Consider the following 15,600-nt stretch of genomic DNA (forward strand, 5'->3'; position numbering starts at 1 on the left):
TTTACTTAGACTTGCTCGCCTGAGATTCAATCAGCAGAATTACGTTACCAGCGAGCAAAGTGATCTTCTGTTAGGCCAAGAACACCATCGAGTTGATGTGTCACTCCATTGTTGTCTTCAATCGAGCCAGAAAAGTGACCAATGAACTGACGAAAGTTACTCTTTAACAGCCATAAATTGAGCTTTTCGCTGCGGTTATTTAAGGGCGTAAAGGTCAGGTTTATACGTCCATCTTGTGATGTTATCTGCCAAGGTAAATTCGTGTCTTGGCGACTAAACGTAAACTGTACCGGGTTAAGTAAGTGTCTGGTTCCAGTGACCCACAATACGTTTTCGCAGCCTCCAGTCTCATTCACGCCCGCAGCGAGATTTAGGCCAATATCTGTGCCATTGGATTGCGTGTTGATACTTGCCCAGCGCCAACTGGTTTCACGTCTCATGTAGCCCGCTGAAAAGTCATAACCGGCACGAGCTTGTTCGAGAACGAGTGATTCTCCTTTGATTTGGATTTCACCGCTGATGCGCAAAGCATTGTGCTTTTGGGTGTAAGTCCAACCTGAATAACCCGTTGGGCTGCACATCGCCAAGGGCAAGCTGTCGGCTTCAGGCTCTAAAGCGATATCGGCCTTGATGAGTTTGGTATTCAAGCAAACTCGCCATTGTCCGTCTTCAATATCAAAGGTGATGCTTTGATCTGCAATGCTTGTCTTTCCTTCGAATGGTGAAGGCGTTACATGCTTATCAAACCCTAATAGCCTCAACCAAGATGACTCTTCCAGATGGTTGTTTTCAATATCGTACAGATAACAAAATGCCGAGCCTAAGTAGCGAATATCCGCGATAGCGACTCCGATAATGTGTGTGTCGGTGACGATGCTGACAAATTGAAATTGCTTGTAGTGGAAGTGCTTCTGCCAAAGATTTGCTTTTGCATCCATCGAGTTTCGGTAGTCAAAGTTCTCGATGTTCAGGTGCTTTGGGATGCCATCGAAATGCCCAATGATCGGCTGACCATTAGAATCAATCAAACTGTGTGGAGCAGGATTCGTTTTTATCATTGCGATAGTTCACATAAATTTAACAACTAAAGCCATTGTGCGATGAGTAGCGTAGAATTGGGAGGTCATATTCGGACAAGAGCGCGTTACCAATCACGATTTTGTCAGTAGTGTTGTTGAAGCTGAGTAGTCATGTTTATGGGAATGGGCTCGATATAAGGAGAGACGATTGGAGATTATCGCGGAGTATAAGCCGACCGGACATCGGCATCAGTTGGGTACATTAGATATCGCGCTGCTGTTGAATACGTTAGAGCAACGAGGTATCGATATTGAAAGGCTACTCAATGATGTGGGTTTGCCGAACATGGATTGGCGAGACCCGAATGGAAAGCTGACTTACGCTGATAAACTTGCGTTATTTAGCTTGGCGAATCAGAGTTTTCCTCACGATGGCTTAGGGCTTTGGCTGGGAGAACACGCTAGCTTGAGTCACTTTGGTGTGTTGGGTTATGCGCTATCGACCAGTCAAAATGTCGGGGAGGCCATCAAGTCGGGCTTTAAATATCTGCGCCTGAACGGTCCTATTTTCTCGGTTAAATTATTTCTAGATTCCGAGCAAGCGGTGATTCAGATTGAGAACACCTTGGAAGTGGGTGATCTCCTTCCTTTCTGCAGTGAATATTTCTTAAGTTCAATCGTCTCTTTGTTCAAAGAACTGACTGGTCATGAATTGAATATTCACACTTTGGCTTTGCCTTATGCTCGCCCTAACTACGCCAAGCTTTATGACAACCGTTTCCTGTGCCCGGTGATTTTTGAGCAAAGCCATTGTGAACTGCGTTTTGATGCCTCGGTTTTATCACAAACCTTATTGACTCATGATGCCGCGACACTGAAGCGCTATCTCGCGTCTTGCCAGTCGATAGTGGAAACGCTGGACTCTGAGCATCTGCTGACTAACCAAATCAAAACGATCTTTTATCAAACCGCAGGCAGTTTCCCGAATATTGAACAACTCGCGGATGAGTTTGGTTGTAGCTCTCGTACACTCAGGCGAGAGCTAGTGACCCATGATTCCAGTTATCAAATATTGCTTACCGAAGTTCGAGTGGAACTGGCCAAAGAGCTGTTACTCGGCACAACCATGAGTATCGATGACATCGGTGAAAGGCTCGGTTATAGCGACCCCGCAAATTTCAGAAGGGCGTTTAAAGGGTGGCTCAATAAGACGCCCGCGCAGTTTCGTGACGGTTTAAGTTAAAGCGTTACTTGCTAAAAAACTGCTCCCTGAAATCGGTGACTTGCTGTTGATAATAACTGTCCCAATCTTGTTGAGTCCAAGTGGCATAACTCGAGCTTCGCTGAGAGTCTAAGGTCATTTTGAGCTGATCCAGTTGCTTGTGATAGCTCATCACGGTTTGTTGCTGTTGTGCGACTCGTTGTTCTCGCACGGCAATGTTGCTGGCCTGCGCTTCATCTAAGTAGGCACCTTGGAGGTCGGCTTTGACTGATGCAACTTCAGCAGGGCTATAGCTGCTGGGTATCAAAGAGACTGCCAGTTCATATTTTTGAAGCTGTGTTTCGGCGTTTAACGTGCCCGTATTGTTTTGCCATTCACTAAGCAAATCTTGATAATTGGCCAAAAACTGGCTCGCTTCGTTTTCTTTAAGGGTGTTTGCGTCGAGCGTAAAATCTAAATGCGCAAACTGGTCTGCGAATAGTTGGTGGGCCAACTCTCCCCATACTTGCTGTGCAGACTGTTTGAATAGGGCAACACGCTCTTCAAGTGTCTCTATGGATTCAAGTGGGATGGTACTTTGGGCTAATTGCCAGTCGACTGATAGCTGCGGATAGTCGCTCAGTAACTCAAACCATATACTCGGCAACTCTGATTTCAATCGTGCGAGTTGCTCAGTGCAGTCATCACGTTGTTGGCAAAGCTTCCAGAACCCATCGAGTTCATCGAATAGAGCTTTACCTTCAAGTTCGCTTAAGTTTTCAACATGCGTTTCTCCGCCCGATGATTCAGTTAGGGATAGATTGTTCTGCGATGCTGAATTTCCCGAACTGGTGGTTGCCGTTGGTGTGAAATTATCGTCATTAGTTGTCGTAGAAACACGCGGCTTAGGTTCTGTGTGTTGAGCAGAAGATAGCGCTGTTTCGTTCGTTTTTGATGACCACGAATAGCCAATAATGCTAGCCGTTAAGACGAGCATTAGGATTAATATAACTCGATGCATTATTGGTTCACCGAGTTACTTGATCACGGCGCTAACAGGGAAGTGGTCTGAAAGGTTGTAGTGCTTCCATAACTCACTGCTTGTTGATCTTGGGACATCCACACGATTGTCGTTATGAGCTTTGGCGCCATATTCCGAGCTTACTACCACATAATCGAGATACTCAACGTTTTCACCACCCGACATAGGTTCGCCCGCAAAGTTGTTGATGCGTGGGTCAAAGGTAGAAGCGGTGTAACCTGAGTAGGTTGGTTCGTCAGCTTGCAGGTTAGCGAACATCTGTTGGTAGTCGTCTGGGAACTTGAGCTTGTTCACGTTGAAGTCACCGCTGTAAACCACAGTTTCTGATGCCGGGATATTCAGAGACTGCGCCAGTGCACGCATCTGCTTGAATTGACGTTGTCGGTAATCACGAGCGGTGTCCGTATCGAATGATGCCGTGTGGGTACCGAAAACATGGTAAGCCTGACCATTCTTGATAACTTCCGCGTAGTTAACACCTTTATCAGCAAAGCAATCTGTGCCCGTGCAATCAGGGAAAACATACTGCGCTTCATTAACGATAGGATAGCGGCTGACAATGATCACACCACCGTCGTATATGTTAATCCCATCTTTATCGAGCATTTTAGTTTGATAAGGATACTCTTTCGCAAGCTCACGCAAGAACTCATCTCTGCCGTTAGCAAACACCTCTTGAAGCGCCAACACGTCATAGCCCTTTACATATTGAGGGAGTAGGTCATAGCGGTCACCAATATGTGAAGCGATGGCAGGCAGCGCCCAGATGTTGTAAGTCATGACCTTGAGTGTATTGGCATCCGGCTCTGGTTGCTCATCCACTTTTGGTGGGGTGATGGTGTAATAAATATCATCATAGCGCGCTGTAGAATCGGCTTTGAGGGCTAGCTCTGCATTGACCCCGAACGCATCGGTTGTGCTGCGATGAATATTACGATCGTCATGCAATGTTAGGTTGACGTCTGCGGCACTCAAACCATGTTGCAGTGTCGAGTTATACCAATGTCCCTTCATGGTTTGGTTGAGCGTGACACTTTCGCCCACAGCGTTTGATACCACAGTGTCAAACTCATAGGTCTTCCCAGATTTCACACCAGTCCAGCGGTTGAAACTGATCAGCTTCTTCGTCTCCCAAGGACCAATCTGTTCAACATGCTGTTGCCACTCATCACCGAGTTGAAGCAGGTCGGTACCAGTGTGGTTGGCTTGAATGGTCATCACTTGATTGGTGTTATTGGTGAGATACACGTCGGTGTCTGCGATCGCAGAGGTCGAAGCGATTGATGTGGATGCCACAAGTGCAGCTAACCAAGTCCATTGAGTTTTCATCGTTTACGTTATCCTTATTGATTGATGTCTAGAATAACGTAGTCAAGAGTTATGACATTGGAGTTATAACTCTATGGCATTTATTCAAATATGAGACATATGCCAAGGTTTTATAAAATTGATTAACCATTGAAAATTAACATATTGTCTTATCGGAATGATAAGTGGTACGCGCGCGAATAATAGGGTCAGTTAATGCTTTCGAGTCGGTGGAACAGCCAATATTGGCGTGCTTAAGTGAAAACTGTGTGTCGCGGTAAAGTGGAGGTTGTGAGCAACAAGAAGGGAATATGGACACAGCTTAGAGCTATCAGCATAAATTTTGCGATTGTTCTGTAATTTACTCTTGTTCAGTAAACAGAAACCTCAAAAACAGGTATGATAGTGCCGTTTTTAATCCTGAACTGGGAAAGTCATGGCAAAGTTAACACTCCAAGAGCAGATGCTTAAAGCTGGCTTGGTAAATGAGAAAAAATTAAAGAAGGCGAAGAAAGGCTCTAAAAAGTCTCGCGTTCAGTCTCGTGAAGCAAAAGCGGCAGCTGAAGAAACTAAACTGGCGCAGCAAGCGAAAGACAAAGAGCTAAACCAACAGTTGAAAGAACAACAGTTGAGCAAAGAAATTAAAGCTCAAGTGAAGCAACTGATTGAGATGAACAAGATCGAACAGAAGAACGGTGAGATCAAATACAACTTCACCGACGGTACGCTAGTTAAATATCTTTACGTAGAAGAGCTGACTCAAAAGCAACTAAGTAAAGGCATTCTAAGTATTGCTCGTCAAGGCGAGAGCTATGTTGTTATTCCAACAGCAGTAGCGAACAAGATTGCTATGCGCGACGAAGAATCTATCGTTGATACGCAGGCAGGTAGCACAGACGAAGTAGACGAAGATGACCCGTACAAAGACTTCGTGATCCCAGATGATCTAATGTGGTAATCCGTTTTACCTAGCTCCATTTTAATGGTTAGCTAAGTTTACAGGATCTAAGAATGCAGCGAACAATCACTCGATTGGCGCTGCATTTTTTTTGGCGCGAAATGACTTCAACAAATCTTGAATAAAGCTTAGTGTTCTGACATGCCGTAAACAAGGCTATCATTGGCACTTGCATGATCGATAAAATCGGTATTAACGCGCTGTTCGTGTTGGTCATAGCCATCGAAGTAACAGTCGCCAATTTCATTGCGCGGGCAAACGTGAATGTGGTCTTTGATGACCAGTTCGGTAGAGCAGCATGGGCAGTGTTTTACATGTCCAGTGAGTACCGTAGATCGATTTGGTTTCATACATCCTCCTGATAGGCACTGTAATCTGATTGCCTATTTGCACCCTAAGTTACGCAAATTAGTGTGTCGTTATGATTTCATTTTTAAGTCAATGAAAAACGATTCGTAGAGTGAATGTTTAGGTATTAATGTAAATGTAAGAGCAAGAAAAAATAAAAGAACTAGGACGAGTAGGCTTGAAAGTAGATCGGCCATATAGTCGACTTTCACTGGTATCACATTCAGCCGAAGAGGTTGAAGTAGAGCTCGCTACGACGAATATGTTGGCCAGATGAAACCAACAAGCCCTAGTGAGCTGTGCATCATTTTATCGACTTAAGCTTTCAAAGTAATTCTGAACAAATTTAACGAACACTTGGTGTTTCTTTGCCGGATAAATAACTTGCGGATAGAAAAGGTAAATACTGTTGCCTTGTTGCAGACATTCATCAGGCAGCACTTGCTCTAACTCTCCAAGCTCGACCTCTTTCGCAACGTAGTAACTTGCAATACGGATGATGCCACTGCCTGCCATAGCTTGTTGTTTGAGCAAGTGGTTGTCATTGCTTGAAAGCCAACCGGACACATCAATATTTGCCGATTTTAAAGGCCACTCGGTTTGGTGCAGCGTTGCTAAGCATTGATGATCACTTAAGTCACTCACATTGGTTGGGCGGCCAAATTGGTCAAGATAACTGGGAGTTGCGACTAAATCATGCTGATAGCTAATCAAGTGTTTCGCCACCATGTTGTCAGGTGGCGTGTTGGTGGCACGAAACGCGATATCGATATCATCTTGATTGAGATTAAAGTTGGTGTAGCTGCTGTTTATCTCAAAGCGGATTTCTGGATATTGTTGCCTAAACTGTTGGCAGATATCGAATAGATATACCTCAGTAAACATCTTTGGTGCGGTGAGGCGCAATAGACCTTTTACGATGTCGTGTTGCTCAGAAACACTGCGTTCAAGCTGTAAAACTTGCGAGCGAATCGTTAAGCCTTGTTGCAACGCGCGTTCGCCTTCTTGGGTTAAACGAACACTGCGCGTGGTTCTGACCAAAAGCGGGCACTGTAAATCATTCTCTAAACGTTTGATCTGCTCAGAAAGGTAGCTCTTAGAGATACCGAGCTTTTCGGCTGCCTTGGTAAAGTTAAGTTGTTGAGCAAGTTCTACAAACAGGATCAGTCGTTCTATTCTTTTGTGTTCGTTCATTCGCGCGTTCCTACCAATCTATTGTTCGTCATATCAAACAATCATTTCGTAACTAGCATATTCTGTTTTTTAAAAAGAACAATATGATAGAGGCATATTTCTGGTCAGCAAATCTTCTAAGCGAGAATCGACATGACGAACAGCACTGAATCTACAAACAAAACGAATGACAAAAAGAGTATCCCATTATCAAACTATCTGCCGAATGTTGGGCAAGTTGCCTATGGCTGCATGGGGTTAGGTGGTGGTTGGAATGATAATCCAGTGACGAGTGCGGATGTTGCTCAAACACGAAACGTAATCGACACAGCATTAGAATCGGGTATTAATTTATTCGACCATGCGGACATCTATACCTTCAGCAAAGCTGAGCAAGCCTTTGGTCAAGCATTACAACAAGCGCCTGAACTGCGAGAGCAGATGTTCATTCAATCTAAGTGTGGGATTCGTTTTGAAGGTGGGGGGAATGTTGGTCGTTATGATTTCTCGGCTGATTGGGTAAGCCAATCGGTAGACAGTATTCTCAACCGATTGAATACTGAAAAGCTAGATGTGCTGTTATTACATCGCCCTGATCCTTTGATGGAACTCGATGACCTGGCAAGAGCGTTAGAGCACTTAAAAGCGAAGGGTAAGGTCGATTTCTTTGGTGTGTCGAACATGAACAGTCATCAAATTCAGTACCTGCAATCTGCACTTGGGCAGCCCGTTGTCGCGAATCAAGTTGAGATGAGCTTAGCCAAACTGGATTGGTTGAACGATGGGGTGATGATTAACTCGCAAGGGCACCATCAATCAGATTTCGCCGCTGGCACACTAGAACATTGCCAAATGAATAACATCCAACTGCAAGCTTGGGGCTGTTTGGCACAAGGCCGATTTGCTGAGCAAGGTTTGTATTCAGAACATGAACACGTGAAAAAGACGGCACACTACGTGGCTCAGTTAGCGAACCAATATGGGGTAGAAAGTGAAGCGATTGTGTTGGCCTTTTTGCTTCGTCATCCCGCAAGTATTCAGCCTGTTATTGGCACCACAAATCTAGAGCGAATCAAAGCTTCAGCGGTAGCGACTCAGATAAATCTGTCGCGTGAAGAGTGGTACAACCTATACGTGTACTCACGTGGTCAAGCTCTGCCATAAGGAATGAATATGTTGAATCAAAAGATCGCGCAACAATTGGTGTTTAATGCTCTCGATATTGCTGAGCGCAATCAGCAAGCAATCGCGGTGAGCGTGTGTGATACGCACGGTGAGTTACTGGCGTTTATTCGCATGGATAATGTGAGTGTTCAAGCCGGATTGTTAGCACAGAACAAAGCTTATACATCTGCAAGAGATAGACAGCCAAGCGGTAACTTAGGTGCTTGGGCGAGAGAAACTGGTAAAGACTTAAGTTACTGGACTGACCCAAAGATCACTGGCTTTAAAGGCGGTGTTCCCATTGAATTAAATGGGCAGGTGATTGGCGCGATTGGTATCAGCGGATTGAGTGAAGAGGACGATGAAGCACTTGCTGAGAAAGTGATTCAACTTGTGCTCTAAGTGCTGTTGCTTGTGAAGTAATGGTAATTGGAAGTAACAGATAATAAAAAACCGATGCATGTGCATCGGTTTTTTTGCTTAAGAGACCCAAGTGATTGAATCAATCGAACCCATTAAGCGTTCGCTTGTTCCAGATCTTGTTGCTTGTCTTTCTTACCCAATAGGCGGCTTGTGATCGTACCGGCTGTCATAGCACCAGATACGTTAAGCGCCGTACGTGCCATATCGATAAGTGGCTCGATAGAGATAAGCAGTGCTGCAATCGTTACAGGAAGGCCCATAGCAGGAAGTACGATAAGCGCCGCGAACGTTGCACCGCCACCTACGCCAGCAATACCGAATGAGCTCACTGTGATAATAGCAATCAGAGACAGAATGAAGTTGATGTCCATTGGGTCGATGCCAACTGTAGGCGCAACCATGACTGCTAGCATTGCAGGGTAGATACCCGCACAACCGTTTTGACCAATCGTCGCACCGAAAGAGGCAGACAGGTTAGCAATCGCTGGTGGCACGTTTAGCTTAGTGATTTGAGCTTCAACGTTCAGTGGAATTGTTGCTGCAGAACTACGAGACGTGAAAGCGAACGTCAGTACAGGCCAGATCTTTTGGAAGTACTCTTTCGGGTTTACACCAACAAAAGAAACCAACACACCGTGTACGACGAACATCAGTAGAATCGCAACGTAAGATGCAACGATGAAACCCAGTAGGCTGAGGATGTCAGAAGCACTTGATGTTGCAACTACCTTCGCCATTAACGCTGCGATGCCGTATGGCGTTAGTGCCATGATCATCTTAACTAAGCGCATAACGATAGATTGTGACGCTTCAACGAAAGTACGGATTGGAGATTCTAGTTCTTCTTTCTCTGCCATCACTTTACGAGCAGCGATGCCCGTTAGCACACCAAAGATAACAACCGCGATGATAGACGTAGAGCGAGCCCCCGTTAGGTCTGCAAATGGGTTAGTCGGAATAAAGCTGATCAGCATTTGTGGAATTGTTAGGTCTGAAACGCTACCGATGCGGCTTTCAAGTGTTGCGATACGTGCTGTTTCGCGAGCGCCTTCTGTTAAACCTTCAGCAGACAGGCCGAATGCTTGCGTTACAACAATACCAACAATCGCAGAAATCGCGGTTGTTGCTAACAGTACAGAAATGGTGATACCAGAAATCTTGCCCAGTGAGCCGCCTTTTTCAAGCTTCACTACTGCTGCAATCATTGAAACCAATACTAATGGCATGATCACCATTTTCAGTAGGCCAACATAACCACGGCCAACAATATTTACCCAGTCTAGTGTTTCGTTGATGACCGGATTGCCTTCACCAAATAACAGCTGTAGACCAAGACCAAATGCGCTACCAAATACTAAACCGAGTAAAACGAGCCGAGAAAGTGTGTTTTCTTTTTTCTGCTGTCCGTAGAGAAAAAAGAGGATACCAGTGAATACCGCTAAGGCAGCGATAGCTGAAAATGACATTTGTTTTCCTTATGAATCTCTTTAAATCGATAGGGCGCTTAGATATATGGGCGCAAATACTGTTAGCTACAGTAGCGACCTGTAACAAAACGTAAAATAAGGAAAAGTAATTTATTAGAACGATTAGTAATATCCACTCAATAGGATGGGTGGATATTCAACATTGTGATGAATAGGTGAGCTTTTTAGCGATATTTTGCCAATAAATTGAGCATGTCACTTGACGAGTAAATTTCGATATTTTGGAAATTATTTTCGAATAACCGGAACAACATTGCTTTGGCTACGTCTTCCGACTGAATAGGGCGTAGGTTTTTGAACTTACCAAGCATAAATGGAGACAGCAGAGGAAAGACACTTTGCAGGAGTTTTTCATCAGCTTTAGGTTCATCACGCTCACCCACCAGAGGCCCAGGGCGTGCGATGAAAAGCTGCTTGAAGCCAATACGTTTTAAATTTTGTTCCATTTGTCCTTTACAGCGAAGGTAGTGCGAATAGGAATCTGGTGAAGCGCCATAGCTAGAAACGACCGCTACGCGTTGAACCCCAAGAAACTTCATCGACTGTGCGACTTGGCTAACCAGTTCCACATCGATTTTGCGAAGCGCTTCTTTTGATCCTGCCTTTTTCTTAGTCGTACCTAAGCAGATAACGCCAAGATTAGGCGTCGCATTCGTGTCATCCCAACTGGTAACTTGCAGGTCGCTGTGAATGAGTGTGTGGAGCTTGTTGGAATCAAACTGTGAATCTAACGCTCGGCGAGATAGGGCATAGATATGATCAACGGCGGGTTCATCGATGAGCAACTTCATCACATGATGACCAATTAACCCGGTTGCACCAGCCACCACGACCGATGTTTTGTCTCCAGAAATGCTCATTTTAATCCCTTCTTCACTCCACAAGTGCTTGTTTAATATAAACAGTGTTTGAATTTTAAGCGAATAAAAGTTTGTTAAACGAGTGGTCAGTAGTATGTGGGGAGTCGCCTGTTTATGGAAAAAGAGATGATTTAGTTTGGCTCGACGCATAAGTACGGTCTGAAGCATAAGTACGATATGAAACATAATGGCGGTGGGAAAGATAAATGCGGTTTGAAACTTAAGTTAGGCGTTAAACATAACAAATCCCGCTGGGCGACGGGCTTTGTTACTTTTCTTGCTTCTTACTAGGTAAAGGACAGTGGGATTTTCCTTACCTTTTTGCTAGCTTTCTTACTTGATTTATTTGGTTTTCTTTTACTTGAATTTGGAATCATTACACCTCCTAAATCGTTGTTCTGTTTTGTCTTTCAATCGATTGTCTTTCTTCGTGTAGCGTCAGTGTTGTGGGCATTCACTGTATGGGTACTTATCAATGGAGAGATTAATAAGTAATTTAGATAAGGCATAAACGATGCCAAAATGTAAGTTATTGATAAATCTATTATCAGTATTATTTGTGTTTTAGGGTTCGTCAATTTGACTGTCAATCTGAGAAAAAACCAGTGTGATCTGTTTAAATTAAGAACACTCTCTGCGGTTTCTGCCACATAGCCATAGATACAGCCTTGCTTAACACGTAAACTGAGTCGTAATTCACATAGACCAAGGACGTGCTATGAACCTCAAGCTTGATACTCTTGCTCCCACTCAGATTTATCACCTGATGACACAAACCGTTGTTCCTCGCCCGATTGCGTGGGCATTGACGGAATCTTCTGACCAAGAGTACAACCTCGCGCCTTTCTCTTATTTCACGCCTGTTTCTAGTAATCCGCCGTTACTGATGTTATCGGTTGGGAAGAAGCCGTCCGGCGAAATCAAAGATACCACTCGTAATGCCCTAGAAACGGGTAAGCTAGTGATTCACATTGCTTCTTCAAGTTCTGCCGAAACCATGACGGCGACAGCAGCTACCCTTGAACATGGTGATTCGGAAGTCACCGCGAATAACATTGATCTGGTTGAATTTGAAGGCTTCTCTTTACCGAGATTGAAAGAGTGCGCGGTCGCTTTTGGATGCACCTTGTACGAAGTAAAAGAAGTCGGTGAGGTACCGCAAAGCCTTATTTTTGCTCAAGTTGAACAGGTGTATATCTCTGAAGGTGTGATCGATAAAGAGAGCGAACGCTTGAAGATTGATGCACTAGCACTTGATCCTTTATCTCGATTGGGTGGCGGTGAATACGCGACGCTTTCCAATGTGTTTTCTGTCGCACGCCCTAAGTAGCAATACCTAAGTAGCAGCCCTATATCAACGTACCCAGAATAAGCGTTTTTAAAAACTATGTTAGATACCCAATACTCGCAGTACATCCAACACCGAATTGACCAAAAAACCAAGCCACTTGGCGCACTTGGCTTACTAGAAAAAGTCGCACATCAACTGGCTTTGATTCAGAGCCAAGGCAAAGAAGCTGCGGTTGAACACATCGAATTGAATAAGCCAAGTATCATTATTTTTGCTGGCGACCATGGCATTGCTGACGAAGGCGTGAGTATTGCTCCAAGCGCGGTAACACAACAGATGGTGTTGAACTTCTTAAGCGATGGCGCGGCGATCAATTGCTTCTGTGCGGTGAATAATATCGATATCACGGTAGTCGACACGGGGATATTGTTGCCTGTGGAATCAGACAGTGACATGTTGATCTCTCAGCGTTTGGGTACGCGAACCAATAACTTTGCCAATGAAGCGGCAATGAGTTTAGAAACGGTTGAACGTGGGATTGAACTGGGTACTGAGCTTGTATCTAAAACCATTTCGAATGGCACCAATATCATCATGTTTGGTGAAATGGGTATCGGAAATACCAGCAGCGCATCAGCGATCTTAAGTGCATTAGCGAATCGTGCTGCAGCGGAGTGTGTTGGCCTAGGCACTGGCATCAACAATGAACAGCTTGCACGTAAAGTGGCTGTGGTTGAGCAAGGTGTCGCGCGTTGCAAAGGTTTAGATGCGAATGAAGTTAAAGATATTAAAGAGGTACTCGCACAAGTCGGTGGCTATGAAATCGTTCAAATGGTCGGTACTTTCCTTGGCGCTTACCAAAACAAAACCCCAGTATTAGTCGATGGCTTTATCGTGTCGGTTGCGGCGTATGTCGCGACTTTAATTGAACCGAGTTGCCGAGACTATATGATCTTCGCCCATCGCTCTGAAGAGTCAGGACACAAAATTCTGTTAGAGCTGCTCGACGCTGAGCCACTGCTCGATCTTGGATTGAGATTAGGCGAGGGCACAGGTGCTGCGCTAGCTATGCCAATTATTCGTGCGGCAGCCGAGTTCTACAACAACATGGCAAGTTTCGAAAGTGCCGGAGTCACTGTTTAATGAGTGATGTACCAGAAAGATCGTTGAGAGATCGAGTCACTTACCAGTGGGAGCTGTTTGCGCTGGCGATGGGTTTCTTTTCTCGCTTGCCAATGCCGAAAAACACGCCCTATTCTACAGAGCGAATGAACCGTTCTGGTCGCTACTTTTCAACGGTTGGTTTGTTGCTTGGTGTTCTGTGTGGCGGTGTGTTCTTGCTACTTGATGTGGTACTGCCGAGTGCAGTAGCGATCTTTTTGATGATGAGTTTTAGCCTGATGCTCACTGGCGCATTCCATGAAGATGGTTTGACTGATATGGCCGATGGCATTGGTGGCGGCATGACCCTAGAACGCCGTTTGACCATCATGAAAGACAGTCGAATCGGTACTTATGGTGCGTCTGCTCTGATTATGGCTCTGCTTGGCAAGTGGGTGCTGTTGAATGAACTCATAAGCATGACGGGACTGTTTATGGTAATCGTGACCAGTTATACCTTTAGCCGCGCGATTGCTGCATCGCTAATTTACGACATGCCTTATGTCAGTGATTTAGATACCAGTAAAAGTAAACCATTGGCCAACAAGCAAACCAAAGGCGAACTTGTCTTCTTATTGCTTGTAGGCGTGCTGCCTAGCCTGTGGTTTGGTCTTGAATTCGCTTTGGTTTTATCTGTCGTCGCTTATCTGTTCAGAACCGGATTCAAAAAGTGGTTAATGGCTCGAATTGGCGGTTTTACTGGCGATTGCTTGGGTGCGGCTCAACAGTTAATGGAGTTGCTGACTTACCTTGTATTCATTACTGCATTTTACAATGACTTTCTATAACGGCTTCCTATGACCAACACCAATCAAACTAATCAAGCAAGACAGCGAAACAGCCATCTGGTATTGGGCGGCGCTCGTTCTGGCAAGTCAAGTTTTGCAGAGCAACAAGCATTATGTGCGCTTGAAGCATGTTCAAATGGACGCCTCAATTATATTGCGACAGCGACATATCTTGATGATGAAATGCGAGAACGAATCGCGCACCATCAACAACGTCGTGGCGAGCAGTGGATTGAGCATGAAGTACCCGTCGAATTAGCCGAAAAACTGCAGTCTTTTGAGAAAGAAGATGTGGTATTGATTGATTGCCTAACCTTGTGGTTGAACAACATCATCTTTGAACTGGGTGATGACGCAACTAATGAACAGGTTGAAGCCGTGGTTGAAGTATTGATCAAAAGCGTCGAGCAAAGTCCGGCGCAAATTATCATGGTCTCTAACGAAGTCGGTTTAGGTGTGGTGCCGCTGGGTAAAGTGTCTCGCTTGTTTGTGGACAATGCAGGACGAATGAACCAAGCGCTAGCTCGCGTCGTTGAGCGCGTCACGCTGGTTGCTGCCGGATTGCCGCTGCACTTAAAACCATCTAATCACTTGCTTGATATTCAAGGCTAGGTCGCACACATGGTCAATGGAACAACCAAAAACATCTATTTGTTAAGACATGGCAAAGTCCAAGGAAAAGCTGCGCTCAATGGTTTATCTGATGTGCTGGTCAACTCTGATCTTCAAGAACAGATATGTGAGGCACTAACTACACAATACATTACCTTTGATAGCGTAGTTAGCTCTCCATTAAGACGATGTGGTGATCTCGCGAGCTTGTTTGCAGAGCGTATGTCTGTGCCTTTATCAGTTGCATCGGGTTTTCAGGAAATGAACTTCGGTGAAGTAGATGGTGTCCCATTTGATGAACTTGAAGACAAGTGGGGAATGTTAGAAACCTTTTGGAAAGACCCTGCTAATCATCAATTAACTGGCGCAGAAAGTTTACAGAGCTTCCACGACAGAGTAACTCAAGCTTGGTCGCAACTTTTGAATGATTCAAGTGACAATATATTGTTGGTTACTCATGGTGGTGTGATTCGCATACTGCTAGCGCACTGCCTTAATATTGATTGGAAAAACCCGAGTTTGTACTCGAAGTTATCGATAGAAAACGCATCGATAACGCATATTCAAATCACTCAGTTTGCGCAGAGCTTTATCAGCGTTAAATCGATAGGGATACCTGTTCTCTGAGTGTTCAAAAAACACAGTTTAAGAATTAACAATCTTTTAGATCTGTAAATAGAAACAGAAATATAAATAGAAGTATAAAGCGGCGTTCACAGCCGCTATACCTGATTGGTATTACTACCTACGTGAAAGGAATTTAGT

General features: G+C 44.6%; 16 protein-coding genes. 9 read left to right on the forward strand and 7 right to left on the reverse strand.

Features of this window, described 5'->3' with window-relative positions:
* Positions 1–44: 44 nt before the first annotated feature.
* Positions 45–1,058 (reverse strand): DUF2804 domain-containing protein, encoded by a 1,014-nt coding sequence (locus tag AB4371_RS00880; RefSeq protein WP_372148650.1) that lies wholly within the window; start codon positions 1,056–1,058, stop codon positions 45–47.
* Between the two features lie 169 nt (positions 1,059–1,227).
* Between AB4371_RS00880 and AB4371_RS00885 the strand changes: the two genes are divergently transcribed.
* The gene (locus tag AB4371_RS00885; RefSeq protein WP_372129747.1) at positions 1,228–2,262 is read left to right on the forward strand and encodes an AraC family transcriptional regulator; all 1,035 of its coding nucleotides are present in this window, start codon (positions 1,228–1,230) and stop codon (positions 2,260–2,262) included.
* Between the two features lie 4 nt (positions 2,263–2,266).
* Here AB4371_RS00885 and AB4371_RS00890 read toward each other — a convergent pair whose 3' ends face one another.
* Together AB4371_RS00890 and AB4371_RS00895 are read right to left on the reverse strand one after the other, a co-directional pair.
* Positions 2,267–3,217, reverse strand: coding sequence for a chromosome partitioning protein ParA (locus AB4371_RS00890; RefSeq protein ID WP_372129762.1), 951 nt, complete (start codon positions 3,215–3,217; stop codon positions 2,267–2,269).
* A gap of 39 nt (positions 3,218–3,256) precedes the next feature.
* Positions 3,257–4,591, reverse strand: coding sequence for a sphingomyelin phosphodiesterase (locus tag AB4371_RS00895; protein ID WP_372148652.1), 1,335 nt, complete (start codon positions 4,589–4,591; stop codon positions 3,257–3,259).
* Between the two features lie 415 nt (positions 4,592–5,006).
* Between AB4371_RS00895 and AB4371_RS00900 the strand changes: the two genes are divergently transcribed.
* Complete coding sequence (locus AB4371_RS00900; protein WP_010441213.1) at positions 5,007–5,528, forward strand: DUF2058 domain-containing protein; 522 nt, start codon at positions 5,007–5,009, stop codon at positions 5,526–5,528.
* A gap of 128 nt (positions 5,529–5,656) precedes the next feature.
* Here the strand turns inward: AB4371_RS00900 and AB4371_RS00905 are convergent, their stop codons facing one another.
* Together AB4371_RS00905 and AB4371_RS00910 are read right to left on the reverse strand one after the other, a co-directional pair.
* On the reverse strand, positions 5,657–5,878 hold the full coding sequence (locus tag AB4371_RS00905) for a hypothetical protein (RefSeq protein WP_102393872.1): 222 nt from the start codon (positions 5,876–5,878) through the stop codon (positions 5,657–5,659).
* A 307-nt stretch (positions 5,879–6,185) separates the two neighbouring features.
* The gene (locus tag AB4371_RS00910; protein WP_372129749.1) at positions 6,186–7,070 is read right to left on the reverse strand and encodes a LysR family transcriptional regulator; all 885 of its coding nucleotides are present in this window, start codon (positions 7,068–7,070) and stop codon (positions 6,186–6,188) included.
* 132 nt (positions 7,071–7,202) lie between these two features.
* Here AB4371_RS00910 and AB4371_RS00915 point away from each other — a divergent pair, with 132 nt between their 5' ends.
* Both AB4371_RS00915 and AB4371_RS00920 read left to right on the forward strand, forming a co-directional pair.
* On the forward strand, positions 7,203–8,213 hold the full coding sequence (locus AB4371_RS00915; protein ID WP_372129750.1) for an aldo/keto reductase family oxidoreductase: 1,011 nt from the start codon (positions 7,203–7,205) through the stop codon (positions 8,211–8,213).
* Positions 8,214–8,222: 9 nt separating this feature from the next.
* Positions 8,223–8,615 carry a heme-binding protein gene (locus tag AB4371_RS00920; RefSeq protein WP_372129751.1) on the forward strand — a complete coding sequence of 131 codons (393 nt, stop codon included), beginning with the start codon at positions 8,223–8,225 and terminating at the stop codon, positions 8,613–8,615.
* A 113-nt stretch (positions 8,616–8,728) separates the two neighbouring features.
* On the opposite strand, the gene AB4371_RS00925 is transcribed toward AB4371_RS00920, so the two are convergent.
* A complete protein-coding gene (locus AB4371_RS00925) occupies positions 8,729–10,102 on the reverse strand; it encodes an L-cystine transporter (RefSeq protein ID WP_017059148.1) in 1,374 nt (457 codons plus the stop codon).
* A 185-nt stretch (positions 10,103–10,287) separates the two neighbouring features.
* Positions 10,288–10,983, reverse strand: a complete 696-nt coding sequence (locus AB4371_RS00930; RefSeq protein ID WP_372148655.1) for an NAD-dependent epimerase/dehydratase family protein — start codon at positions 10,981–10,983, stop codon at positions 10,288–10,290.
* A 718-nt stretch (positions 10,984–11,701) separates the two neighbouring features.
* Here AB4371_RS00930 and AB4371_RS00935 point away from each other — a divergent pair.
* From AB4371_RS00935 to AB4371_RS00955, 5 genes are read left to right on the forward strand one after another with little or no spacing between them, the layout of a single operon-like run.
* Entirely contained in the window at positions 11,702–12,313 is a 612-nt protein-coding gene (locus AB4371_RS00935) for a flavin reductase family protein (protein WP_372129752.1), read from the forward strand.
* A 57-nt stretch (positions 12,314–12,370) separates the two neighbouring features.
* Positions 12,371–13,417 carry a nicotinate-nucleotide--dimethylbenzimidazole phosphoribosyltransferase gene (cobT, locus tag AB4371_RS00940; protein ID WP_372148658.1) on the forward strand — a complete coding sequence of 349 codons (1,047 nt, stop codon included), beginning with the start codon at positions 12,371–12,373 and terminating at the stop codon, positions 13,415–13,417.
* A complete protein-coding gene (locus tag AB4371_RS00945) occupies positions 13,417–14,223 on the forward strand; it encodes an adenosylcobinamide-GDP ribazoletransferase (protein ID WP_372129754.1) in 807 nt (268 codons plus the stop codon). Before cobT ends, AB4371_RS00945 begins: the two co-directional genes overlap by 1 nt.
* A gap of 9 nt (positions 14,224–14,232) precedes the next feature.
* Positions 14,233–14,835 (forward strand): bifunctional adenosylcobinamide kinase/adenosylcobinamide-phosphate guanylyltransferase, encoded by a 603-nt coding sequence (gene cobU / locus AB4371_RS00950; protein ID WP_372129755.1) that lies wholly within the window; start codon positions 14,233–14,235, stop codon positions 14,833–14,835.
* A gap of 9 nt (positions 14,836–14,844) precedes the next feature.
* On the forward strand, positions 14,845–15,462 hold the full coding sequence (locus AB4371_RS00955) for a histidine phosphatase family protein (protein ID WP_372129756.1): 618 nt from the start codon (positions 14,845–14,847) through the stop codon (positions 15,460–15,462).
* Positions 15,463–15,600 lie beyond the last annotated feature (138 nt).

Origin of the sequence: Vibrio sp. 10N.261.51.A3, from assembly GCF_041471965.1 — a bacterium.
Classification (GTDB): domain Bacteria; phylum Pseudomonadota; class Gammaproteobacteria; order Enterobacterales; family Vibrionaceae; genus Vibrio; species Vibrio crassostreae_C.